Raw genomic sequence first — 22,588 nt, 5'->3', positions numbered from 1 at the left:
GGCCTCGGTCCTCATACCGGCGGGTGACGCGAGGTCGGCGGTATGACAATGCATGGACGCCAAGGCCAAGAGCAGAGTCAACGTACGGTGGTCGCTTCGCCCGATCGCGCTATCGGCGTGGCAAGCGCCACCGGATTGTCGTCCGGATCGCAGAGGTAGGCGATGCGCTCGCCCCACGGCATGTCCGCCGGTTCCCGGAGTATCGGCGCCAACGCCCCGAGCCGGGTGACCACCTGGTGGACGTCGTCAACGTAGACGAACATCTCGAACCGTGGGCCGTTGCCGAGCGGGCGTCCGTACTGGTCCGCGGGCCAGCCAGCGTCGACGACTCCCAACTCAGCCGTGCCGCGCCGCATTCCCACGTATCCGGGTTCGCCCTCGGCGGGGAATCGAAAATGGGACTCGAAGCCGAGTTGTTCGTAGAAGGCGACCGTAGCGCAGACTCGGGTGGCGAAAACGATCGGGAAAGCGCCATGTGCCATGGGGAGCACCATATTCCTCCGGTCGCGATCCAGGCACCACTCGTGTGGTGGGCGACGCGCTGTTCTCGGCTTCACAGGTCCTGGGCACCGGAGGTTGACTCCGCCTCGGCGGAGGTAGATGGCGGCGAGGTTGCGGCATCCGTGTACCAGGCCGCGGTCGCCTCCTGCGGGGTCGTTGCGGCCGCACAGGCCGCGACGCGGTTGGTCCAGGCGCGTATGACGTCGCGGAGTTGAGCAGGCTCGTGCACCAGGAAAGGCAGTCCGAGCTCGGCCAGGACGCCCGGAAGCCAGTCGAGCCGCTGCGCTCGTAGCCGTACCAGAACGCAGTCCGAGCCGTGCCGGGTGTCCGGCTCGATGGTGGCGATGCCTCGCGGCAGCCGCGTGCGCACCTCGTCGGCCGTGCCCTGCACCGATATGGCTACCTCGTGGCGCCAGGGAGTGCTGGCCAGGCTCGTGCGGACCACGTCGGCGGGCCGGAAACCGTCGGGGACGGTAAACGTGCCCTGCGCCGAGCGCACCTGGGCGATCCGGTCGAGTCGGAAGGTGCGCAGTTCTCCGGAGGCCGAGTCGGGGCCGGTGACGTACCAACGCCCGGAGTGCGCGACGATTCCGTAGGGATGCACGGTTCGCTCGCTGCGCCGGCCGCCGCGGTCGGTGTAGGCGATCACCGCGGGCCGGTGCTGCCGGGCCGACTCGGCCAGCCGCAGCATCACGTCCGCCTCCGGTGCCCTCGTCTCGCGGTCAGGTGCGGTGAAGTCGGTGGTCGCAAACAGCGCATCCAGCCGCGCGGCGAGCGTCTTGGGCAGCACCCTGCGTACCTTGGCCGCTGCGGCTTCGGCGGCTTCCCTCGACATGGTCGCCGGGCCGGCTCGATGGCCCGCCACCAGGCCGAGCAGGACGGCAAGTGCTTCCTCGTCGGTCAGCATGAGCGGGGGCATCCGGAATCCGGGCGCCAGCCGGTAGCCACCGTGGCGTCCGCGTACCGATTCGACCGGCACCTCGAGATCGAGCAGGTGCTCGACGTAGCGGCGCACGGTGCGCTCGTCGACGTCGAGGCGCGTGGCCAGCTCGACAGCGGTATGGGTGCCGCCGCCCTGGAGGATCTCCAAGAGGGCGAGCACCCGAGCGGTAGGCCTTGGCATGGATCAAGATTCTCCCCTAAACCGGACGGAATGTGCCCGGTATTGCTCCTAGTCTTCGCTCCAAGCCCGAGTGCAAGAGGGAGAAAACGTCATGATTTTTGCGTCCGTCCGTATCATCACCGCCCAGGTCGGCCGTCTCACGGACTTTTACGAGCAGGTCACCGGGCAGACCGCCCGCCGATACACGCCCGACTTCGCCGAGATCGTCTTGCCGGGAGCGACCCTCGCGATCGGCAGCACCGCCACGGTCAAGCTCTTCGGCGAAGGCTCGGCCGAACCGGCCGCCAACCGCACGGCGATCGTCGAGTTTCGGGTGGACGATGTGGACGCCGAGTTCGTCCGGCTGCGGGACATGATCGGTGAGTTCGTTCAAGAGCCCACCACGATGCCGTGGGGCAACCGATCGCTGCTGTTCCGCGACCCCGACGGGACGCTGGTTAACCTGTTCACGCCGATCAGTGCCGAGGCGACCGCCCGGCAGCAGCGCTGATCGCCGCTTCGGGTTTGCCACCGGGCCGCGGCGGACCCCGGCACCGCCCGGTCCGGCCATGGCGGAAACTTGCTGCGTTACGGTGTGCAGTCGGCAACTCGCGGCCGATCAGCGTGAAGACAAGGATGTCGATTCGCTGGCTGCGCGGCGGTACCGGATCTCGAACAACGCAAAGCCCCGCGAATCATCCGTCTTTGTAGCGCCGTCTGGCCGCCAGCCGCCGGCTTCGTAGAAGCGTCGTGCCCGATCGTTCGTCGCCAACACCCACAGGACGTTCTCCGGATAACCGGACTCCGCCAGCCAGCGCAGGCCGGCATCCATCAGTAGTCGCCCGACGCCTTGGCCCCAGTGCTCGGGCAGGCGATAAAGGGCTTGGACCTCGCCTACCCGCCCCGGGTCGGTGTCGTTGTCACGACTCGGCGAGACGCGGATGAACCCGACAATGCCCTGGCTCTCGTGCTCGGCCACAAGGATGGTCGCCGGCCCAGGGTTCTGCAGGATCTGCCGCCAGCCTCGTTGCCTCTGGGCGGGATCCATCTGGTCCAGATACTGCTGAGGGACCTTTCCCCGGTACGCCTCCCGCCAGGTCTGCACATGAACATCGGCGAGCGCTTCGACGTCAGCCGTGGTTGCGTCCCGGACAATCACAGAGGGCATTATGCTTTGGCTCCCATTTCACGCGCATACGCATTCCCCTAACAGTCTCCCGGCCGCCGCACAGGAGACGCCTCCCTGGCTGTATGAGCGGTTTCTACGATGCGGTCGGGTGCGGTCAACGGCGATAAACTCACTACTTGTGCCGGAAACCCGCCAACCCGTCTCGCCGCCCACCACACCTCCGGAGGACACACCCGGGGGAGCCGGCCGGCTGCCGCACGGCTTCCAGATGGACGCGCACTCGCACGGCGCGGGACAGCTGGTGTACGCGGCAGCGGGTGCCTTGGCGACCACGACCGAGCGGGGGACCTGGGTAGCGCCCGCCAACCGGGTTACCTGGACGCCGCCGGGTTTCCAGCACGCTCACCGCTTCTACGGCGAGACCGACGTCCGCCTCGTCGTGATCCCGGTCGATCTTTGCGGTGAACTGGCGGAGCAGCCCAGCGTGTTCGCGGTCAGCCCGTTGCTACGTGAAGTCCTGCTGGCCCTGACCGACCGCCCCGAGACGCGCCCCGGCGCGCATGACCGGCTTCGCGCAGTGGCCATCGACGAACTCGTCGAGGCCCGCGAGCAGTCCCTGCACTTGCCCGAACCGGGCGACGATCGGCTGCGTGCCGTCACCGACCGCCTGCACGCTGACCCCAGCCACAACGCCACCCTGGTCGAGCTGGGCCGGGCCGTGGGAGCGAGCGAACGTACCCTCAGCCGCCTGTTCCACACCGAACTCGGCATGAGCTTCCACCGCTGGCGCACCATCCTGCGGATCCACCATGGCCTGATCCACCTCACCAACGGCCGCTCGGTCACCGAGACCGCCACCGCTTGCGGATGGTCGAACCCGACCAGCTTCATCGAGGCGTTCACCGAGGTCGTCGGCCAGACGCCGGGCCGCTACCAGGCAGACCTGCGCAACGAAATCAGGTGAGCTCAGCCCGGTAGTCCCTCAATGACAGGTCCTCGACCAACGTCCCGAAGTCCGTGAAGCCGCCGGGTCCGGATTGGCCGTCGTCGCCATGGTCGCGGTCGTTGAGTTCTCGCGCGGCCGCCTGATTGCGCAGAACGTACTCGCGGACCTCGTCCTCGTAGCGGGCGATGCCCGCGGCGAGTTCGCCGGCCAGGACGTAGGCGCCGACCGCCCATGTAGCGAAGGAACGGCTTCTCCGGGCCGAACACCAGCCGACGGGTGCCCGAGTGCGCACCGTCAGCACCGATCACGACGCCGAACCGCCCCGGTGCGGCGTTCTCGAACTCCACGTCGATCCCGTGGTCGTCCTGATTCAGGCTGGTGATCCGGTTGCCGAAGATGAACCGGACCCCTGCTCCGCACGCCCCGTGCAGAACGTCGATCAGGTCATCTCGCAGGACTTCCAGATCTTCGGAGTCCAGCCGGCCGCCGGTCAGGGTGCGTTCCGTGGTGCGGTAGATCTCCGCCCCGGAGTCGTCGACCATCGACATGCCGCGCAGCTCGGTAGTCCGCTTGCGGAACTCGTCCAGCACACCCATCCGCCGCGCCACCTCGAGTGCCGGGCCACGGATGTCCAGCGCCTGCCCACCCGGGCGCAGGCCGGCGGATCGCTCGACCACGGTGACCTCGAAGCCGAAGCGGTCGAGCCAGTACGCGGCGGTCAATCCGGCGACACTCGCGCCGGATACCAGAATCCGGCCGTTCGTGTCAGTCATGTCTTTCCCCTTTCAGGCGATGCCGGAAGTGAGCTCGCTGAAAACCCGATTGGCCGCCTCCGACTCGAACTGGCGGCGCAGTTCCGCCCGAGCGACCTGCTTGCGGAATTCGCCCTCGAGGGAGGGGTCGCCGGCGTTGTGCATGAGATCAGTGATCCAGGTCGCGAACGCCTGGTAGTTCCAGACGTGATGCAGGCACGTCTCGGAATACGCGTCGAGTAGGCCCGGATCACCGTCGCGGACCTGCGCGATCACGGCTTTGGCGAACGTCTCGGCGTCGAAGAGGGCCAGGTGGATGCCTTTGGCGCTCATCGGCGGGACGATGTGCGCGGCGTCACCCAGCAGGTAAACCCGCCCGTAGCACATCGGATCGTGGACGACGCTGCGCAGCGCGACGATCTCCTTGCTGAGGATCTCGCCCCGGCCCAGCGACTGGCCGACACGAGCCTCCAACTCGTCCCATACCCGTTCGTCGGGCCACTGCGTAACTGTGTCCTCGTTGAGGCATTGCAGATAGATGCGGCTGTTCTCGGTGCCACGGGGAATCAGGCCGGCCAGGCCGCGGGTGTGGATGGCCATGCCGGCGGTCTTGCCGGGCACGGCGGCCAGGACGCTCAGCCAGGAGTACTTGAACTCGTGCGAATACCGGGTGAGCGCGCCGGCGGGGATGCTCGCCCGAGTCACACCGCGATCACCGTCGCAGCCGGCAATGTAGTCACAGCCGATGGCCACCGTCGCGCCGGCACGGTCCTGATAACGCGCCACCGGGCTCGAGCCGGCGACATCCTCCAGAGTGACGTCGACCTCGTAACGGATCTCCCCACCCTCGGTCAGGAAGATGTCGGCGAGCCGGCGGACCAGGACCTGCTGCGGGATGAAGATGCTCTCGTTGTCGTCTTCGTCCACCTCGATCGGCATCGGGTGGCCGTCGATGAAGAATCCACCCTCCACCTCGGGAGCAGGTCCGCCGTCCAGTACCTCGGCCAATCCCCACTCCCGGAACAATCGCACCCCACGGGTGTCGAGGGTCCCAGCGCGCTGCCGCGCCTCGACGTACTCGCGCGCACGACGCTCAAGAATGATGCAGTCGACGCCGTTTCGCCGAAGGAAATTGCCGACCGTGAGGCCTGCAACTCCCGCCCCCACAACGACGACCGCCGTGTGTTTCCCTGGTTCAACCATGTAGCCACTATCGGCATCCCGCCGGCGCGCTGCCACCGGTGATTGCCTGCTCGATACCGGAAACCCGCCAACCTTGAGCTGCGGCTAACCGGAGGCCTCGCCGCTCCTGCTGGGCACCGACCGACCTGCCACCTCACTTCACATCCACCAGGAGGACCAGTCGTAGGTCTTGGTGGCGGGCCGCTGGAGGAGGGGCGCCAGAAGGTTGCGCCCCCGCTTCGGGGGCGGTGGCTGCGTTTCCTCAGGAGGGGGCGCGGGCGAGTAGGCCGTCGACGAGCAGTTGCAGCATCCGGGTGGCCTGGTCGACGTCGGCGGCGGTCAGCATGATGCCGGCCATGCTGGCGGAGACGTCGGTCGGTTGAACGTCGGCACGTAGGCTGCCGTCGGTTCGGCCGGCTTCGAGGATGGTGGCGATGGCGGCGTCGAGGCGTTCGCGGGTCTGGCCGGATCCGATCGCACCGCTGGCGATCACGGCGCGCAGGGCTTCGGCCATGCCGTGTTTGGTGGCGACGAAGTCCTGGTAGCGGCGCATCCATTCGCGCATGGCGTCGACCGGCGGGTGGGTGGCCACCAGGTGCTCGGCCATGGCGCACAGGCGGGTGAGCTCGCTGCGGTAGACCTCCTCGACCAGGGCCTCGCGGGACGGGAAGTTGCGGTAGAGCGTGCCGACGCCGACTCCGGCCTCGTGCGCGATGGTTTCGATCTTGACGGGATCCGGGCCGGTGGTGAAGGCGCGGGTGGCGGCGTCGATGATGCGCTGCCGGTTGCGTTGGGCGTCGCTGCGCGCGCCGGGGCGTCGCTCGGACTCGGAAACGGTAATCACCTCACAAGCGGAACCGATTCCGCTTCTGCTACGGTCGATCGAGAAAAACGGAATCGGTTCCGCTTGTGCCATCGTATCGGAAGGGGACGGGACCATGACCAAGCCGCATGCGTACGCGTACGGGAAGCTGGGCGATCGTCATGTTCTGCGGGTGGGCTTCGGCGCCATGCAGCTGGAACACGCCGACCCCGCGGACGCCGTCAAGGTTCTGCACCGCGCGGTCGAGCTCGGCGTCGACCACATCGACACGGCGCAGTTCTACGGCACGGCGAACGACCTGATCAGGACCGCTTTGCATCCGTACGCCGACAGTCTGCGGATCGTCACCAAGGTCGGCGCGGTGACCCATCCCACCGAGCGACTGGTCACCGCCCAGAAGCCGGCGCAGCTACGGGCGTCGGTCGAGGCGAACCTGCGCACCCTGGACACCGAGCACCTCGCGGTGGTCAATCTTCGCCGGGCCGACCTGCCGCCAGGCATCATCGCCACCGGTGACCAGGTGGTCGACCTGGACAGCCAGCTGGCCGAGCTGATCGCCCTGCGCGACGAAGGCAAGATCGGCGGCATCGGCCTGAGCCACGTCAGCCGCACGCAGCTGCGGCAGGCTCTTCCGGCCGGCATCGTCTGCGTGCAGAACATGTACAACGTCCTGACCCGTGGCCACGAGGACGTGCTGGCCGAGTGCGCCGAGCGGGGCGTCGCCTGGGTGCCGTACTTCCCGCTCGGCTCGGCCTTCGACCGGCTGCCCAGCGTTACCGACCACCCGGTGGTCATCGCGCACGCCGCGCGCCTCGGCATCAGCCCGGCCCAGGCCGGGCTCGCCTGGCTGCTCGGGCACAGCCCGGCCACGCTGCTGATCCCCGGCACCCGCAACCTCGCCCACTTGGCCGACAATGTCGCGGTCGCCCGGATCGAACTGGACCAGGAAGCGACGACGGCCTTCGACGCACTGGCCCAGGACACGCTCGCCGGAGCGGATGCCAATCGACCTCGGTGAGTTCGACGAACTGCCAATCGTTCATCTCGGCGTAGTGGTGGAGCGACCGGCGTCCCTGCGACCATCCAAAGTGGATAACGACAAGAAACGGGGTGCACCATGTCCACACGACGCATCGTCGCTGCCGTCCTGGCATCGCTCGCCACCACCGTGGCGCTCCTCCCCGGCACACCGGCACACGCGGTCGCGGGTGACGGCTGGTATCGGATCGTCAACATCAAGAGCGGGCTGGCATTGCAGGGCCGGACGGACCAGAACGGGGTCGGCGTCATCCAGACGTACGACACCTCGAGCTTGGCCAACGGGGGCTACACCGACGCACGTCAGGATTGGCTGAAGGTGCACATCAGCGGGTCGAACTACGCCTTCCGCAACGCCGCCGCGAACTGGGCGGCGCTGACGGTCAGCAGCGGGGCCAGCTCGACCACGAAGCCGATCATCCAGTGGACCTACAGCGCGAGCCAAGATCAGGTGTGGGAACTCCAGTCCGGCGGCAGCGCCAACGTCTTCGTGCTGAGGAACCCCGCGAGCAACAAGTGCCTCGCCATCCCGAACGGGAGCACCGCCACGGGAGTGCAAGCCATCATCTGGACCTGCAACGGCGGCCAAGAGCAGAAGTGGCGTGTCATTGACAATGCCTGACGTCCGCGGGTGACAGGCAGGCCTCGACGGACGGTTCATGTCGCGTACGGGAGAGCTGCCGGCGTGGGCAGGTGGCCGCCCGGCCGTACGGAATGTTGTGGCTTTGGCGGTGAATCGTGACCGCCGGCGGTGCGGATCGGGCGCTGCGTCAGGACTCTTGGGCGCTGCTTGGCGGCCCGCCCGCGGCTCGCAGCTGGTCGACCAGGACCTGGCAGAACCTGTCGTAGCTGATCCCGACGGTGAGGCGGGTCAGCGCGTCGTTCGCCTGCGACGACTCCGGTGTGCCCGGGAACAGCTCGCGCAGCAGGGCGAACGTGTCGACCGCCTGCTGGCGCTGCTCGGCCGCCATGCAGTCACGGCCCAGGTCGAGCAGCGTACGGGCGATCTGCTGCCGGTCGGCGGCTTGTCCCTGGGCGGCGAGCTCGTCGAGAGCGCGCTTGCCGAGGGTGATGTTGCGATCGGCGCGGCGGATCCGGTCGGCGTACGTGGCGTGGCCGAGGTGGTGTAGGCGCAGCGTGGCCGGGGGTACGGTGCCCTGGTCCGGAGCCGAGGAGCCGGGCCCGACCAGCCGCTCGTGCACCCGGCCGGTCCAGGACAGCGAGTCCGGCCGGTACAGCCGGGTCTCGAGCTGGGTATGGGGACCGGCGTGATGCGCTCCGTCGACCTGCACCAGCAGGGCGTCAGCGGTGACCTCGGCCAGCAGACGGCGCAGCGCGCCGGGGTCGGCGGTCGCCCGATGGTCGGCGTCGATGGCGAGGATCCAGGTCGCCGCGCAGCCTTGCTGTGCTTCGTTGCGGGCGGCCGAGAAGTCGTTGTGCCAGTCGCCCTGGGTGACGGTGGCGCCGTACCGGGCGGCGATCGTCGGTGTGGCGTCGGTGGAGCCCGTGTCGTGCACGTGGATCTGGTCGACCACGCCTGCGAGCGACTCCAGGCAGGCGGGCAGCATCGCGGCCTCGTCCTTGACGATCAGTACCGCAGCCAGCAGCGGCCGGGCCATAAACATCTGTTCGGTGGGCCGGGCCGCAAGCTGAGCGGACCGACCGACCAAGCCCCCGGACGTGATCCGCAGGTGCGGGGTTCGCCGGCTCAGTGCAGGAGTCGTTGGGCCCAGTAGACCTGGCCGTCGGGGCCGACGCAGATCAGGGCCACCAGCAGGTCTTCCAGCGGGGTGGGCGCGGTGGCCACGGGAAGCATCGGGTGGCGTTGCGGGTCTGCTCGGCGGAGCACGGCCTGGAACGTTACCGGTGCGGCGTCCATCGACTCGACGTCGATGGTCTCGCCGGAGACCCAACCCGAACCGTCGACGGGCTGTGCGCCGGCGCCTTGCAGCCACGGGTAGCGCTCCTGGGCTATGTCCAGGGCGTGGTCCGACCCTGAGCTCACCGCGTCGGGCTTGGGTGACGTCACGGCGAGGTAGCCGGGTGTGAGGTGGCGGCGTTTGTCGAGCAGGACGATGCGGAAGGAGCCGTTCTTCTGGGGGCGCGGCGGCCGGTTCCAGGTGACCTGGCCGAGGAAGATTTGGTCGCCGTCATTGGCTACGACCGCCGGGGCCGGCTTGACCGCGGCGTCGGCGGTTGCCTGGTCCACGAGCCGGAGCGTGGCCCGGGCGCTCAGCGCCTCCGGACCGTACGGCGGACGGTTGTGCCACCACCGCGAGCCGGCCACGCCGACGGTCCCGGCCAGCACTATTGCCACTCCGGCCGCCAAACCGGCTCGTTTTATCACATCTGCGAGTAAAGCACAGGCTTGACGTTTTCCCATATGGGAAAATATTGTGGCGGTCATGGCACGAGCAGCGACGACGTCGGACGCGTTCAACGCGATCGCCGAGCCGCAGCGCCGGGACATCCTGGCGCTGTTGCGGGCGGGCGAGCGGCCGGTGACCGACCTCGCTCAGGAGCTGGGGATGAGCCTGCCGGGGGCGTCCAAGCACCTGCGGGTGCTCCGAGAGGTGGGGCTGGTGCGGGTTCGCGGGGCGGGCAAGCAGCGCCTCTACGGCCTGGACGCCCGCGGGCTGCGGCCGATCCACGAGTGGGTCGGCGGGTTCGAGCGGTTCTGGGCCGAGAGCTTCGACCGGCTGGATGCGTACGTGCAGGACCTCAAGCAGACACGGCAGGACCTCAAGCAGACACGGCAGGAGGAATGACCGATGGCAGAGGCGGGGCGGGAAATGCGGGCGGGGCCGGCCACGGCCGATCGGGAGATTGTGCTCTCCCGGGTCATCGACGCGCCGCGGGAGCTGGTGTTCGAGGCGTTCACCGAGGTTCGGCACCTGTCGCAGTGGTGGGGACCGGCGGGGTTCAGCACCACCACGCGGTCGTTCGAGTTCCGCGTCGGCGGTGAGTGGGCCTTCGTGATGCACGGACCGGACGGTACGGACTATCCCGAGTGGATCACCTGGACCGAGATCGTCCCGCCGGAGCGGATCGCGCTGCGGCACGGCGAGTTCCGCGACAACCCGAACACCTTCGAGTCGACCCTGGCCTTCGCGCCGCACGGCACCGCGACCCGGATCGAGATGCGCACGGTCTTCCCCACCAAGCACCTGCGCGACCAGGCCGTGGAGAAATACCACGCGATCGAGGGCGGCGAGCAGACGCTGAGCAACCTGGCGGCCTACGTCGCCGGGATCGTACGGAAGGGAGCCGAGCGCTGATGGCCGGGAAGGTGTTCTTCAGCGTGTCGATGTCACTGGACGGGTTCATCGCGCCCGAGTCCGCCGAGGAGTTGATGGGACAGCGGTGGAGGGAGCTGCAGGCGTGGGTCTTCCCGCTGCGGTTCTTCCGGGAGAACCTGAAGTTCGGCGAGGGCGGTGAGGAAGGACGCGACAACGACATCGCGCGGGAGACGTTCGAGCGCACCGGCGCGAGCGTCATGGGCAAGCGCATGTTCGACGCCGGCGAGCACGCATGGCCGGCGGAGGCGCCGTTCCACACGCCGGTCTTCGTCGTGACGCATGAGAAGCGTGACCCCTGGGAACGGCCGGGCGGGACCACCTTCCACTTCGTCAACGACGGCATCGAGGCCGCGCTCGACCAGGCGCGGGCGGCCGCCGGCGACCGCGACGTGCGCATCGCGGGCGGCGGCGCGACGATCCTGCAGTACGTGAACGCCGGCCTGGTCGACGAGTTCTCGATCGCGTTGTCGCCGGTGCTGTTCGGCTCCGGAGTTCGCCTGTTCGACGGCGTGGACGCGGATCGGGTCGCGCTGGAGCCGATCCGTTCGGAGTCGTCGCCGCGGGTGACGCACCTTGCTTATACCGTCCGCCGACGCTAGCCGGTCGCGCCGAGCCGCAGCGGGCCGGGCGCGGGCCGCCCGGTCAACGCCGTCGGGTCGATGCTCCAGGCGTCGGCCACCCGGAGCACGTCCTTCTCGCCGACCAGAATGGTCTGGTCCTCGTCGAGCTCGGCCGGCAGGCCCGCGTCCCGCTCGGCCGGGCCGGGCTCGCCGTGCCAGCTGGTGACCTCGCCGGTCTGGCCCACATAGCCGAAGGCGCGGACCAGCTCGCCGCCGACGGCCCGCTGCCAGCGGTGCAGCTCGGTCACCCGATGGGTGGCGAAGAACTGCACCTCGGTGTCGAGAGCCGCGGACAGGCCGATCACGTCGACCGGCGCGGCCGGCAGCAGCAGCCGGCGGCCGGTCGCCAGGATCCAGTCGGTGTCGCGGGCGCCGGGCAGCGGCGGGGTCACCGCCACTCGGTCGTCGGTCAGGTACGCCAGGTCGATGCCCTCGCGCCACGGCACCGGGCCGAGGTCGCGCAGGCCGAGCGCCTCGATCAGCGCCACCGGGTCGTCGCCGGCCACCGCCAGCCACGCCTGCTTTCCGCCGAATCCGACCATCGCGCCGTCGCTCATGCTCCCACGCTATCCGGGACGGCGCGGCGACGCGCCGGGCCGAGCTGCTTCCGGACCGGGTGCCTTATTGTCGTACGGTGTCCGATTCCGTGGAGGGTCGCAGCAGCGACGCCGCCAAGCGTGCCGCCGCTCCGCAGAGCAAGAGCGCGAGCGGGCAGCCAATGCCGCGTAAGAGCGCCGGCGGGCAGCCGATGCCGCGTAAGAGCGCCGGCGGGCAGCCGATCAAGACGAAGGCCGAGAAGCGGGCCGAGGCCAAGGCGGCCAAGGCACGCGCACGGGCGGCGCAGAAGCGCCGCCAGGCATTGACCGTCGGCGGCGTCGCGGCGGTCGTGGTGGCGCTGCTCGTCGGGCTGGTCGTGTGGATCGGTCACTCGTCGTCGTCGCCGCCGAGCCCGGGCGCCGCGACCGCGAGCGCGGAAGCCGGCTCCAGCCCTGCCCCCACCGCGTCGAGCGCGGCGTTCCCGCCGGTGCCACCGGGCGCCGACCCCGCCCTGAGCACGAAACCGACCGTGACCGCGGGCACCGGCACCCTCACCGAGCTCAAGACGACGACCCTCATCAAGGGCAAGGGCGCGCCGGTCCAGTCGGGTCAGACGGTCACCGTGAACTACGTCGGCGCCACCTACGCCGACGGCAAGGAGTTCGACTCGTCCTGGAGCCGTAAGGAGGCGTTCAGCTTCCCGATCGGGGCCGGCCGCGTCATCCCGGGCTGGGACAAGGGGCTGATCGGGGTGCCGGTGGGCAGCCGGGTGCAGCTCGACATCCCGGCCGACCTGGCGTACGGCGACAACCCGGGTGGCGGCCAACCGGCCGGCGCGCTGCGGTTCGTCGTCGACGTCCTGGCGGCGTCCTGACCCACCGCTCGGCCTTCTAGTGCCGTGACCACGAACGTTCACGGTGTTGACTGACACGCCGTTGGCCCTGCCGTGGTTGCGACGTCGCGGCGGTCAGGCCGTTGCGGTGGCAGATCCCGTACGCGTGCGGCGGCTGAGTGACCAGGAAGGTCGAGGCTGGCGATCGAGAGCGGCAGAAGAGCTTCCCGGTTAGCTAGCCTCGGATCCGTGGTGGACGATCAACTGGCTGACGTTCGCTCCGCGGTCAGCGTGCTGTCGGAGATGTTCGGCCAGTGTGCCGACTGCATGGTCCGGGCCGACCCGGCTGACCTCGAACGCTGCCGCGCGGTCTGCGAGGCGCTGCGCGCGATGTCGACCGTTGATGACCGCATTCTGTTCCTGGTGGGGCAGTTGGAGGCACTCGTCCGCGATCAGGATCCATCCTGGGGCGGCGTGGGAGCTATCGCCCTGGTGCTGGGCGACTTGGATGCCGCGCTTCGGCCCGTCTGAGTGACAAGGCTCTGGTATCGGGAGTGGTCGCTGCGTGGCGGCGTACTGGGCGTCAGGCAGGCCAGCATCCAGCTGGCGATCACCGGTTCTGCCCGGCGATCGCAACGGCGAAGCAGGTCAGCGCGGGCGTCCGTCCCGCCCCCACCGCTTTCCGTTCCGGAGGCACGATGGCGGGGTGCTGCTTAACGAACTCATTCTGCTCGGGCTCAGCGGGCGCGGCCGACCCCTGCCACGGGTGCGTATCCAGGACGACGGGCTGCTGCTGCGTCCCCTGTTCGGACGCTCGTCGTTCGTGCCCTGGACGAAGATCAAGGGAGTGCGGACCGCGCCGGCCGATCGATGGTCGGGCCCGAACGCGTCCCGCGGGCAAGACGGCTACTACATGATCCAGGTGAAGTTGGCCGGCGAGTGGCGGCGGGTGGGCGAGATCCGCCGTGTGGAGCACACCATCCTGCCGCCGTCCGTCCGGGAGAATTTGTTCGGCCCGAGGCACGCCCTGCCGGCCAGGGAGGTCGGCCTGCTGACCGGGTACGAATTGATCCGCTACCGGTGGGTGGCCGCCGGCGGCAAACCCGGCGAGGAGGACGACAATTGGCCGCCGCTGTGAGGGACGTCGAGGTGACCGGGCCGCACGGCGATCCGGCCCATCTCGATCGCGGTGTGCTCGGTCAATTCCGCACTTGCCGGATCGTGTCCTCGTCCGCCTGGACCAGGCGAGCGATCGCCGGCACGGTGTTACCACCGGCCGAGGCCAGCACAACCATCGCCCGCCGTTATCGAATCGGTGAACCGGTACCTCTACGAGTGATGCGCAGCAGCTGCCGACCTTCCTGGTCACTCAGCCGCCGCACGCGTACGGGATCTGCCACCGCAACGGCCTGACCGCCGCGACGTCGCAACCACGGCAGGGCCAACGGCGTGTCAGTCAAAACCGTGAACGTTCGTGGTCTCGGCACTAGCGACGGGTGCAGGTCACATGGGTGACGCCGCTCGGGGTTGTCACCGACTCGATCGTGAAGCGGTCCTCCAGGCTCTCCAACCCGTCCCAGAGGCGTACGCCGCGGCCCAGCACGATCGGGACCAGGACGACGTGCAGGTGGTCGATCAGGTCCGCCGCGAGGAACTGGCGGACCGTGCTGGGGCCGCCGCCGATGCGTACGTCCCGACCGCCCGCCGCGTCACGCGCCTGCGCGAGCGCCTCGGCCGGACTCGCGTCGACGAAGTGGAAGGTGTTGCCGCCCTCCATCGCCAGGGTCGGCCGCGGATGATGGGTCAGCACGAAGACCGGCGTGTGGAACGGCGGGTTGTCGCCCCACCAGCCCTTCCACTCCTCGTCCTGCCACGCTCCCCGCTGCGGCCCGAACTTGTTGCGGCCCATGATCTCGGCTCCGATGCCGGGCCCCCACGCCGCGGCGAACGCGTTGTCGACGCCCTCGCTCCCGCCGTCCCGCCCGTTCATCGACCGGAACGTACGCGTCTCGAAGAACCACTCCATGAGCCGTACGCCCGCATGCCCGAACGGCGCCTGCAGGCTCTGCCCCTCCCCGGTGGCGAACCCGTCCAGGGAGACCGCGAAGTTGTGCACCCGTACTTTCGACACCGCCTCAATCTACGTTGACATGTCGCATGCACGGCAGCACCGATGCCGGAACCCTCCGCCGGTGTCAGCCTCGGCCTCGGGGAACGACCGGCTCGGGCGAACCGGGCCGACACCTGGGGGGAGCAAACGTCATGGTCGGAAACACCGGCAAACACGCGCTGGTCCTGGGCGGGAGCATCGCCGGCCTGCTGGCCGCGCGCGTGCTGGCGGACCGGTACGCCACCGTCACGATCGTCGAGCGAGACCGTCTACCCAGCACGGCGGTGCAGCGGCGGGGCGTGCCGCACGGGCAGCACGTGCACGCCATGCTGCCCCGCGGCCTGCAGATCATCGAGGGCCTGCTGCCGGGCTTCACCGCGCAGGTGGTCTCCGCCGGCGGGCTGACCGGCGACATCCTGGCCAACGTCCGCTGGTACCTCAACGGGCTGCCGCTGCGGCGGACCGCCATCGGCCTGACCGCCCTGTCGGCCAGCCGCCCGCTGCTGGAAGGAACCGTGCGGGACCGGGTGCGGGCGCTGGCCAACGTCACCATCCTCGACGGGTACGACGTGACCGGGCTGTGCGCGTCGGCCGGCCGGGACCGGATCACCGGCGTCGTCGTGGCGCGCCGCGGCGGTGCGGGCCCGCGCGTCGTGGACGCCGACCTGGTCGTCGACGCCACCGGCCGCGGTTCCCGGACGCCGCGCTGGCTGGCCGAGCTGGGCTACGAGACACCGCCGGCCGACCGGGTCGCCATCGACCTGGCGTACAGCTCGTTCCTGGTCACGGCGCCGGACCATCTCATGGGTGACGACCTCGTGGTGGTCACTGCCCGCTTCCCCGGACAGCGGCGCAGTTCGGTGATGCAGCGCCTGGAGGGCGGCCGGGTCCTCGTCACGCTCGCCGGGGTGCAGGGCGAGCGGCCGCCGGTCACGCCCGCGGATCTCCCGGCGTACGCGCGCACGCTGGCCAGGGACGACACCTACGACGTCCTGCGCGCGGCGAAACCGCTGGGCACACCGGTGGCGTACCGCTTCCCGACGTACGTGCGGCATCGCTACGACCACCTGCGCCGGCTGCCCGCCGGCCTGCTCGTCACCGGCGACGCGACCTGCGGCTTCAACCCGGTGTACGGCCAGGGCATGTCCGTCGCCGCGATGAACGCCGCCGCTCTCGCCGAGGAGCTCGGTCACGGTGACGAGCCCGACCCGTACCGTTACTTCCAGGCCGTCGCCCAGATCCTGGAGGCGCCGTGGCGTCTGGCCGTCGGTGCCGACCTGGCACTTCCCGGCGTGACCGGCCCGGCCCTGCCCGCCTCCCCGCTCACCCCCGACTACCTTCGGCGGTTGCAGCTGGCGGCGACCGAGGACGCCGAGGCCGCCGCGGCCCTGGTGCGAGTCACCAGCCTGGTCGAGCCGCCGCAGACCCTCCTTGGCGCCGAGGTCGTCCGGCGCGTCGAGCGGGTTCCGGTAGCTCCCGCCGCACCCTGATCGGCCGGGATTGATTGATCTCTCGCCGATTTGGTCGAGATCAATCAATACGGCCGGTAGAAAGTTGCCGCGACGAGAAGACACGTCAATGGCACGAAGGGAACCCTCATGAAACTCATCCGACTGGCCCAGGTCGGTCTGGCCCTGGCGGCGAGCGCGATCATGGTCGCCGGGCCGGCGAGCTCCGCCTCCGCGAGCGGGTCCAACGTGACCATCAGCAAGAGCTGGGGCACGACGACGTTCATCCCGGACGGTGACTGGCTCTACGTCCACGACCTCGACGCCGACACCTACGCGGTGCACGGCAAGATCCAGGAGTACGTCTGCGCCAACGTCGGCTGCGACGGGTACCACTGGGTGGACCTGCGTACCGGCTGCAACGACAACACCAGCATCGGCGACGACGGCACCGAGGTCCGCCACTGCAACTACGACATCAGCGAGAACGTCACCGTACGCGCGTGCGAGGTCCGCTCCAAGGGTGGCGTCCCGTACGGCGACTGGGTCTGCAGCGCCTCGACCAAGTCCTGATCTCGGGCTACTCCGACGGGCCGCATCGCAAGGGATGCGGCCCGTTCGGTCACCCGGCCCTCGGCGATGGTGACGCTGAGCTGCTGGAACCCCGGCTCGCCGGCGGGAAGCGGCACGGCCGACCGCTTCATGCCGCTATGAAGGCGCCGGGGACCCCGTACGCGTCAAGTCAGGCGAAGGTGACCTCGACCAGCGGGCTGCTCGCCACCCAGACCTCGGGCTCCTGGCCCGGCTGGCTGGTGAAGGCGCCGAGCGGGGCGAGCACTCCGGCGAGGACCTTCTCGCGCTCGGCCGGGTCGGTGATGGGGCGGGCGGTCGCCGGCAGATCGGCGGTCGCCGACTCCTTGAGGTGGAAGGTGAATCCCGGGTGCGCGACGAGGTTGGCGTACCAGTCGCGAGGGCGGCCCGGGGTGCCGGTGATGTAGTACCGACCGTCGAACCGGTGGAACCAGATTTCGATCCGGCGCGGTTGGCCGGTCTTGCGCCCGACGGTGGTGATGTCGATGGTCCGGTCCTGCGCCAGCGCCGCGGCGGTCTCGTCACTCATGTTCGCTGCTTCCCTCGTGTTGATCTGAGTGGCCGTGAGAGGAACCTCCGGCGCCGGCGGATCTATTCCGGGTCCCTGCATCGGGCCGGCGGGCGTCCTTTCGCGGACGGGGCCGTACCGGGTGACCTGGCCATGTGGCCGAGTCGCGGCTGGTCCGGTCGGGAAGTAGACATTGCGTCCGATTTGCGGTGATCAATGGGACCGTCCCGTCACAGAGGTTCGCTTTCGACCGGGACGAACGCCTACTCTCCATGGGCCGACGGCTAGTGGAAGGGCCGAGTGGAGTGACGTACGTCGAGACCCGGATCAGTGTCTGGGAGGCTCTGGCCGGGCGCGCGCCGGGTGAGCCTCTGGGACCGGCCGACCCCGGACTGTGGGGCGCGGTGGTCGAACGGCTCAACCCGGCCAAGGCCCGGCCGGTGCTGCGCACGGGCGTCGAGTGGGTGGAGCTGACCAGCGTGCGCGGCTCCACGTACGTGATGCTGCGCTCGCCCGACGACGGCGGTCGCGCCTGCTATCTGCGGCTGACCCCGCAGGAGTGGCAGCTCGCCCTGATGATGGACGGCACGTACACGGTGGCCCGGCTGGTCGCCGAGTTCGCCCGCCTGTCCGGCCGGCTCGCGCCCGACCAGGTCCGCCGGATCGTGGCCGACCTGGCCGGTAACCGGATGCTCGACGAGTTGCCGGTCGACGCGTTCGGGCCGTTGCGGAACATCCAGCGCAAGCCGCTGCCCCAGCGGATCGGCAGCGGGCTGCTCGCGGCCGCGCGCGGGCGCCGGATGCTGGTCGTCGACATCGACGGCGTCGTCTCGGGGCTGTACCGATTCGGCGGCCGGTTCTTGTTCACCAAGTTCGCCGCGGCGCTGCTGTCGGTCGTCGCGGTGCTCGGGCTCGGCGTCTTCGTGGCCACCTGGTTCCGGGGCAGCCAGGCGCTCTTTCTGAGCCACGGCTCGTATCTGCTCGGCGCGCTCGTGCTGCTGCTGCTCAACGTGTTCGCGCTGGCCTGCCACGAGCTGGGGCACGCGCTGGCCGCCAAGCACGCGGGCCGCGAGGTGCCCGCCGCGGGCCTGCTCGTCTACTTCGGCATCCCGTCCGTCTTCGTGGATACGACCGACGTCTGGATGGCCGGTCGGCGGGCCCGGCTGCTGGTCACCGCCGCCGGTCCGCTGACCGGCGTGGTGCTGGCCGGCTCGATGCAGCTGGTCGCCCTCGCGATCCCGGCGGTCGGCCCGCTGGCCTTCAAGCTCTCCTTCGCCTGGTACCTGAACGGGTTGTTCAACCTGAACCCGTTCATCGCACTCGACGGCTACTACCTGCTGATGGACTGGCTGGAGATCCCGAACCTCCGGACCCGCGGGATCGCCTGGGTGACGGGCCGGCTGCGCCGCCGGCCGCCGGCGTGGGCCGGGCTCGACGTCGAAGGCAAGATCGTTGCGCTGTACGGGGTGCTGGCGGTGCTCTGGCTGGCCATTGCCGCGAACCTCGCGTACCGGATCTGGGCCGACCGGGTCTCCGGGCTGGTCACCGGCCTGTGGCACAACGGTGTCGCCGGTCAGCTGCTGCTCGTGCTCATCCTGGGCGGGCTCTGCGCACCCCTCATCTATCTGCTCGCCGGCCGGCTGGCGAGGTGGTGGCGGCGCTACCGCGAGCGCTCCGCCGAACGCGCCCGCGAGGCCGACTCTCCGCGCCGGGTGGCCGCGCTGCGCGCCTCCGACCTGGGTGGCTTGCCGGAGCCGGCGCTGGCCGGCCTCGCGGCCCGGGCACACTGGCTGCGCCCGTCGAGCGGCCGGCAGCTGGTCTTCGCCGGCGGCGCCCAGCAGGACGTGTACGTCGTCGTCGACGGCGCCATGGAGGCCCGGCAGGACGGGGATCCCGGCGGCACCATCCGGCACCACGTCGGCCCCGGTGGCGTCGTCGGCCTGGCGAGCGCGCTGACCGGCCGCCCCACCCGGCTGAACTGGCACACCGCGGGCACAACCCTGCTGGCCGTGCCGGCCGCGACCGTGGCATCCGTGATCGGACCGCTGCCCGGGCCGCCGCCGAGGGACCGCGACGAGGCCGAGACGCTGTTCGCCGACACCCCCGCGCTGGCCGAGCTGCCCGTCGACGCGCGGCTGGCGCTGATCGCCGGCGCCCACCCCGTCGACCTCGAGCCGGGCGCGCCCGTCGTCCTGCCCGGGCCGACCCAGGCGGTCGTCGTCGAGTCGGGCGTCATCGCCACGCCCGACGGCGTCGAGCTGCGTCGCGGCACCCTGGTCGGTCCGGTCGGCGAGGGCGATCCCGGCGAGGTGGCACAGACGCGTACGCCCGCCCGGCTCTGGGTCATCCCCGACGCGTCCAACCTGCCGCCGCTGGTCGGCGCCGCGGGCCACGTCGCCGGTTCGCCGCAGCCGTCGGGCCGGGCGATCACGGCCGCCGGCCTGCACGGCGCCGGCGTCTACCCGCCGCTCGCCGCGCCGCCGGGCCCACCCGACGGCACCGAAGACCCGGAGGTGGACCGCCGGTTCGCCCGCCGGATGTGGTGGCTCGTCCTGCTCCTGCTCCTGCTCGCGATGATGCTCACCGTGGCCAACTTCGTGCCCGGGCCGGTCTGGGCGGAGATGGCCACCGACAAGGTGCTGCTCACGGCGGACCGTGGCCCGGTCACCGTGGGCGGCGGCGGTGGCACCACGACCAGGCTCGAGCAGGGCGACCGGCGGTACCTCGGCGAGGGTTCCTGGATCGAGGTGCCGGCCCGGTCCACCGGACGGCTCACGTTCTCGGGCGGCTCCACCGTCCTGCTCTGCGCCGGTTCCCGTACGGACGTGGGGGTGCTGTGGACCGGCACGGGCCGGCAACGCTCGCCGCACGGCACGCTCGGCGTGGATGCCGGCCGCCTGCTGGCCGACACCACCAGCACCAGCGGCGCGTACCATCCGCTCTCGCTGCTCCTGCGCCGCCCGGCCGGTGATGTCCGGAACACCGGCGAGGCGTGGTACGCCGTCGACCCGGGCGCCGTTACCGTGTCCATCGGGTCGGTCGCCGTGGCCGGCACGCCCGTCCCCGCCACGTCGAACGATCTGACCTGCGGTGACGGTGTCGTGATCCAGCCGCCCGCGACCCAGCCGCCGAGCCAGCCACCGAGCGAGGAGCCGTCGCCGACCGAGGTCACCCCGTCGGTGAGTGTCGCGCCCCCGACGGTGAATGTTCCGACTACGATTCCTCAGCCGCGCCGCAATCCGCGGCCGAACCCGCGGACCACACCGCCGCCGACCACCACGCGGCCGCCGACCACCACGCCCACGCCTACCACCCGCCCACCGACCACCACGCCCAGCTCGCCCTCGACCTCGCCCTCGCCGTCGACCTCGACCTCGCCATCGCGGTCGACCTCACCGTCGCCGTCGGCCACGTCCTCGTCGCCACCCATCATCATCGGCTGATTTTCAAGGAGAAAAGTGCTCTGCTGGTTCTGCGCCAAGGCGGCGCGGGCTTCGTGCCGCTTCTGCGGTCGCGGCGTCTGCGAGGATCATGCGCGCTTCGGTCCGTACTTGTTGCAGGTGCTCCGGTCGCAGGTGCGCGGCCGGGCGGAGGCGCTGGTGGTGGAGGACGCCGTGCAATGCGGCAGCTGCCGGCCGCGGCCCCAGCCCGTGGCGATGCCGGAACTCGACTGACAGCCCGATAGCCCGGACTCGACGCGGTCTTCTAGCCTTGCTGCCATGAGCGACTTCGATGCGGTGTTGGAGCGCCTGCTCGGCGAGCCGGCCTTCGCGGCCGCGCTGGCGGCCGATCCGGACGCGGCGCTGTCCGGCTACCAGCTGGACGCGGGCGAGGTCGAGCTGCTGCGCAGCCAGGTCTCGGCCGACTCCGGCGGTGGGCTGGCGGCGGTGGAGACGCGCACGAACAAGTCGAGCACCATGGGCCTGTTCTCGGCGTTCGCCGACCTCGGCCACTCGCTGTCGGGCGGATCGACCGCCGGCGCGGCCGCGGGGCACGTCGGGGACGCGGTCGGCGCGCACGGGGCCGGGCAAGGGATCGGTGACGCGCCGGGTGGCGGGGGCGCCGGCGGCGGCTCGGCACACCAGCCGTGGCAGCCGACCGAGCGCAGCGGGTTCGGCGACGCCACCCGCAGCGGGTTTGGCGGTGCCACCGACAGCGGGCTCGGCGGTGCCACCCACAGCGGGTTTGGCGGTGCCACCCGCAGCGGGTTCGGCGGTGCCACCGACAGCGGGTTCGGCGGTGCCACCGACAGTGGGCTCGCCGGTGCGACCCACAGCGGGTTCGGCGGTGCCACCGACAGCGGGCTCGCCGGTACCGCATCCGACGGCGGGTTCGGCGACCAGCCCGTGCTCGGCCGGATCCTCGACACGGCCGAGCACCTCGCGCCGCCGAAGGGCTACCACCCGCACATCGACGCCAACGGCGACGGGCACTGGGACAAAGCGACCTTCATCGGTACGAAGGGCGACGGCGTCGAGATCCTGGTCGACGTGGACCACGACGGGCACGTCGATTTCATCGGGCACGACACCGACGGTGACAAGCTCGTCGACTACGCCGACTACGACAAGGACGACAACGGCACCTTCGAGAAGCGCATGTACGACGACAACGGCGACGGCTGGCTCGACCGTACCGTCTGGCACAAGGACCGGTAGAAAAGTTTCTCGACGGGGCTGTCGATATCGCGGTTCCCGATCGTCGTGACGGTGGAAGCGGCCGATCGGCGGCCACCCGACGTGAGGGGACCATCATGCGTTACCTGTTGCTGATCTACAGCGAGGAATCCACCGCCGCGCCCGACCCGGCCGAGGCCGAGCAGGTGATGAACGAGTACTGGGCGTACACCAACGCGATCACCCAGGCCGGGGCCAGCTCGGGCGGTGAGGCCTTGCAGGACAGCAAGACCGCCACCACCGTACGGGTCAAGGGCGGCGAGCGCGTGGTCACCGACGGGCCGTTCGCCGAGACCCGGGAGGTCCTCGGCGGCTACTACCTGATCGACGTGCCCGACCTCGACGCGGCGATCGACTGGGCGGCCAAGTGCCCGGGCGCGAAGTACGGGTCGGTCGAGGTGCGGCCGATCATGGAGTTCGACAGCGCGTCCTGAGGCAGCGCGTCCTGAGGCAGCGCGTCCCGAGGCAGCGCGTCCCGAGGCAGCGGGTCCGTG

The 22,588-nt window shown here is 70.2% G+C and carries 27 protein-coding genes; 16 read left to right on the top strand and 11 right to left on the bottom strand.

Translation table 11 applies throughout. The features are described 5' to 3' along the window. Window positions 1-77 precede the first annotated feature (77 nt). Both ODJ79_RS15950 and ODJ79_RS15945 read right to left on the bottom strand, forming a co-directional pair. Entirely contained in the window at window positions 78-494 is a 417-nt protein-coding gene (locus tag ODJ79_RS15950; protein ID WP_263024231.1) for a VOC family protein, read from the bottom strand. A 59-nt stretch (window positions 495-553) separates the two neighbouring features. After that, window positions 554-1,624, bottom strand: coding sequence for a helix-turn-helix transcriptional regulator (locus ODJ79_RS15945; RefSeq protein ID WP_263024230.1), 1,071 nt, complete (start codon window positions 1,622-1,624; stop codon window positions 554-556). Between the two features lie 91 nt (window positions 1,625-1,715). On the opposite strand from ODJ79_RS15945, the gene ODJ79_RS15940 reads away from it, so the two are divergent. Further along, entirely contained in the window at window positions 1,716-2,114 is a 399-nt protein-coding gene (locus ODJ79_RS15940) for a VOC family protein (protein WP_263024229.1), read from the top strand. Between the two features lie 108 nt (window positions 2,115-2,222). Here ODJ79_RS15940 and ODJ79_RS15935 read toward each other — a convergent pair whose 3' ends face one another. Next, window positions 2,223-2,762, bottom strand: coding sequence for a GNAT family N-acetyltransferase (locus tag ODJ79_RS15935; RefSeq protein WP_263024228.1), 540 nt, complete (start codon window positions 2,760-2,762; stop codon window positions 2,223-2,225). A gap of 238 nt (window positions 2,763-3,000) precedes the next feature. Here ODJ79_RS15935 and ODJ79_RS15930 point away from each other — a divergent pair, with 238 nt between their 5' ends. Beyond that, on the top strand, window positions 3,001-3,696 hold the full coding sequence (locus tag ODJ79_RS15930; RefSeq protein WP_263024227.1) for a helix-turn-helix domain-containing protein: 696 nt from the start codon (window positions 3,001-3,003) through the stop codon (window positions 3,694-3,696). 2 nt (window positions 3,697-3,698) lie between these two features. Here ODJ79_RS15930 and ODJ79_RS15925 read toward each other — a convergent pair whose 3' ends face one another. The 3 genes from ODJ79_RS15925 to ODJ79_RS15915 all read right to left on the bottom strand — a co-directional run bounded on the left by ODJ79_RS15925 (window position 3,699) and on the right by ODJ79_RS15915 (window position 6,528). Next, on the bottom strand, window positions 3,699-4,400 hold the full coding sequence (locus ODJ79_RS15925) for an FAD-dependent monooxygenase (protein ID WP_263024226.1): 702 nt from the start codon (window positions 4,398-4,400) through the stop codon (window positions 3,699-3,701). Window positions 4,401-4,463: 63 nt separating this feature from the next. Then, the gene (locus ODJ79_RS15920) at window positions 4,464-5,633 is read right to left on the bottom strand and encodes a 4-hydroxybenzoate 3-monooxygenase (protein ID WP_263024225.1); all 1,170 of its coding nucleotides are present in this window, start codon (window positions 5,631-5,633) and stop codon (window positions 4,464-4,466) included. Between the two features lie 241 nt (window positions 5,634-5,874). Beyond that, complete coding sequence (locus ODJ79_RS15915; protein ID WP_263024224.1) at window positions 5,875-6,528, bottom strand: TetR/AcrR family transcriptional regulator; 654 nt, start codon at window positions 6,526-6,528, stop codon at window positions 5,875-5,877. 22 nt (window positions 6,529-6,550) lie between these two features. On the opposite strand from ODJ79_RS15915, the gene ODJ79_RS15910 reads away from it, so the two are divergent. Together ODJ79_RS15910 and ODJ79_RS15905 are read left to right on the top strand one after the other, a co-directional pair. Beyond that, window positions 6,551-7,453, top strand: a complete 903-nt coding sequence (locus tag ODJ79_RS15910; RefSeq protein WP_263024223.1) for an aldo/keto reductase — start codon at window positions 6,551-6,553, stop codon at window positions 7,451-7,453. A 99-nt stretch (window positions 7,454-7,552) separates the two neighbouring features. Next, entirely contained in the window at window positions 7,553-8,095 is a 543-nt protein-coding gene (locus tag ODJ79_RS15905; protein WP_263024222.1) for an RICIN domain-containing protein, read from the top strand. Between the two features lie 148 nt (window positions 8,096-8,243). Here the strand turns inward: ODJ79_RS15905 and ODJ79_RS15900 are convergent, their stop codons facing one another. Together ODJ79_RS15900 and ODJ79_RS15895 are read right to left on the bottom strand one after the other, a co-directional pair. Continuing rightward, a complete protein-coding gene (locus ODJ79_RS15900) occupies window positions 8,244-9,092 on the bottom strand; it encodes a glycosyltransferase family 2 protein (protein WP_263024221.1) in 849 nt (282 codons plus the stop codon). Window positions 9,093-9,181: 89 nt separating this feature from the next. Then, window positions 9,182-9,802: a hypothetical protein gene (locus ODJ79_RS15895; protein ID WP_263024220.1), complete on the bottom strand. Its 621-nt coding sequence runs from the start codon at window positions 9,800-9,802 to the stop codon at window positions 9,182-9,184. A 76-nt stretch (window positions 9,803-9,878) separates the two neighbouring features. Here ODJ79_RS15895 and ODJ79_RS15890 point away from each other — a divergent pair, with 76 nt between their 5' ends. The 3 genes from ODJ79_RS15890 to ODJ79_RS15880 are packed head-to-tail and all read left to right on the top strand — an operon-like array spanning window position 9,879 to window position 11,371. Next, window positions 9,879-10,241, top strand: a complete 363-nt coding sequence (locus ODJ79_RS15890) for an ArsR/SmtB family transcription factor (RefSeq protein WP_263024219.1) — start codon at window positions 9,879-9,881, stop codon at window positions 10,239-10,241. A 3-nt stretch (window positions 10,242-10,244) separates the two neighbouring features. Then, complete coding sequence (locus ODJ79_RS15885) at window positions 10,245-10,751, top strand: SRPBCC family protein (RefSeq protein WP_263024218.1); 507 nt, start codon at window positions 10,245-10,247, stop codon at window positions 10,749-10,751. Then, entirely contained in the window at window positions 10,751-11,371 is a 621-nt protein-coding gene (locus ODJ79_RS15880) for a dihydrofolate reductase family protein (RefSeq protein WP_263024217.1), read from the top strand. The genes ODJ79_RS15885 and ODJ79_RS15880 overlap by 1 nt, the downstream gene beginning before the upstream one ends. On the opposite strand, the gene ODJ79_RS15875 is transcribed toward ODJ79_RS15880, so the two are convergent. Continuing rightward, on the bottom strand, window positions 11,368-11,949 hold the full coding sequence (locus ODJ79_RS15875; RefSeq protein ID WP_263024216.1) for a hypothetical protein: 582 nt from the start codon (window positions 11,947-11,949) through the stop codon (window positions 11,368-11,370). The genes ODJ79_RS15880 and ODJ79_RS15875 overlap by 4 nt on opposite strands. Window positions 11,950-12,026: 77 nt before the next feature. Between ODJ79_RS15875 and ODJ79_RS15870 the strand changes: the two genes are divergently transcribed. From ODJ79_RS15870 to ODJ79_RS15860, 3 genes are all read left to right on the top strand, one after another. Next, window positions 12,027-12,803 carry an FKBP-type peptidyl-prolyl cis-trans isomerase gene (locus tag ODJ79_RS15870; RefSeq protein WP_263024215.1) on the top strand — a complete coding sequence of 259 codons (777 nt, stop codon included), beginning with the start codon at window positions 12,027-12,029 and terminating at the stop codon, window positions 12,801-12,803. Between the two features lie 207 nt (window positions 12,804-13,010). Then, entirely contained in the window at window positions 13,011-13,292 is a 282-nt protein-coding gene (locus tag ODJ79_RS15865) for a hypothetical protein (protein WP_263024214.1), read from the top strand. Window positions 13,293-13,467: 175 nt separating this feature from the next. Then, complete coding sequence (locus tag ODJ79_RS15860) at window positions 13,468-13,899, top strand: PH domain-containing protein (protein WP_263024213.1); 432 nt, start codon at window positions 13,468-13,470, stop codon at window positions 13,897-13,899. Between the two features lie 348 nt (window positions 13,900-14,247). On the opposite strand, the gene ODJ79_RS15855 is transcribed toward ODJ79_RS15860, so the two are convergent. Next, window positions 14,248-14,892, bottom strand: a complete 645-nt coding sequence (locus ODJ79_RS15855; RefSeq protein WP_263024212.1) for a dihydrofolate reductase family protein — start codon at window positions 14,890-14,892, stop codon at window positions 14,248-14,250. 131 nt (window positions 14,893-15,023) lie between these two features. Between ODJ79_RS15855 and ODJ79_RS15850 the strand changes: the two genes are divergently transcribed. Then, a complete protein-coding gene (locus ODJ79_RS15850; protein ID WP_263024211.1) occupies window positions 15,024-16,361 on the top strand; it encodes an FAD-dependent oxidoreductase in 1,338 nt (445 codons plus the stop codon). A gap of 108 nt (window positions 16,362-16,469) precedes the next feature. Further along, a complete protein-coding gene (locus ODJ79_RS15845; protein ID WP_263024210.1) occupies window positions 16,470-16,892 on the top strand; it encodes a hypothetical protein in 423 nt (140 codons plus the stop codon). A gap of 169 nt (window positions 16,893-17,061) precedes the next feature. On the opposite strand, the gene ODJ79_RS15840 is transcribed toward ODJ79_RS15845, so the two are convergent. Beyond that, window positions 17,062-17,439 carry a nitroreductase family deazaflavin-dependent oxidoreductase gene (locus tag ODJ79_RS15840; protein WP_263024209.1) on the bottom strand — a complete coding sequence of 126 codons (378 nt, stop codon included), beginning with the start codon at window positions 17,437-17,439 and terminating at the stop codon, window positions 17,062-17,064. A 284-nt stretch (window positions 17,440-17,723) separates the two neighbouring features. On the opposite strand from ODJ79_RS15840, the gene ODJ79_RS15835 reads away from it, so the two are divergent. From ODJ79_RS15835 to ODJ79_RS15820, 4 genes are all read left to right on the top strand, one after another. Continuing rightward, window positions 17,724-20,861 carry a cyclic nucleotide-binding protein gene (locus tag ODJ79_RS15835; RefSeq protein ID WP_263024208.1) on the top strand — a complete coding sequence of 1,046 codons (3,138 nt, stop codon included), beginning with the start codon at window positions 17,724-17,726 and terminating at the stop codon, window positions 20,859-20,861. Between the two features lie 15 nt (window positions 20,862-20,876). Continuing rightward, entirely contained in the window at window positions 20,877-21,092 is a 216-nt protein-coding gene (locus ODJ79_RS15830) for a hypothetical protein (protein ID WP_263024207.1), read from the top strand. Window positions 21,093-21,137: 45 nt separating this feature from the next. Then, entirely contained in the window at window positions 21,138-22,076 is a 939-nt protein-coding gene (locus tag ODJ79_RS15825) for a hypothetical protein (protein WP_263024206.1), read from the top strand. Window positions 22,077-22,171: 95 nt separating this feature from the next. Further along, on the top strand, window positions 22,172-22,528 hold the full coding sequence (locus ODJ79_RS15820) for a YciI family protein (protein WP_263024205.1): 357 nt from the start codon (window positions 22,172-22,174) through the stop codon (window positions 22,526-22,528). The last annotated feature ends 60 nt before the right edge of the window (window positions 22,529-22,588 follow it).

Source organism: Actinoplanes sp. KI2 (assembly GCF_025630775.1).
Taxonomy (GTDB): Bacteria; Actinomycetota; Actinomycetes; order Mycobacteriales; family Micromonosporaceae; genus Actinoplanes.
This window is presented reverse-complemented; position numbering and strand designations above follow the sequence as displayed.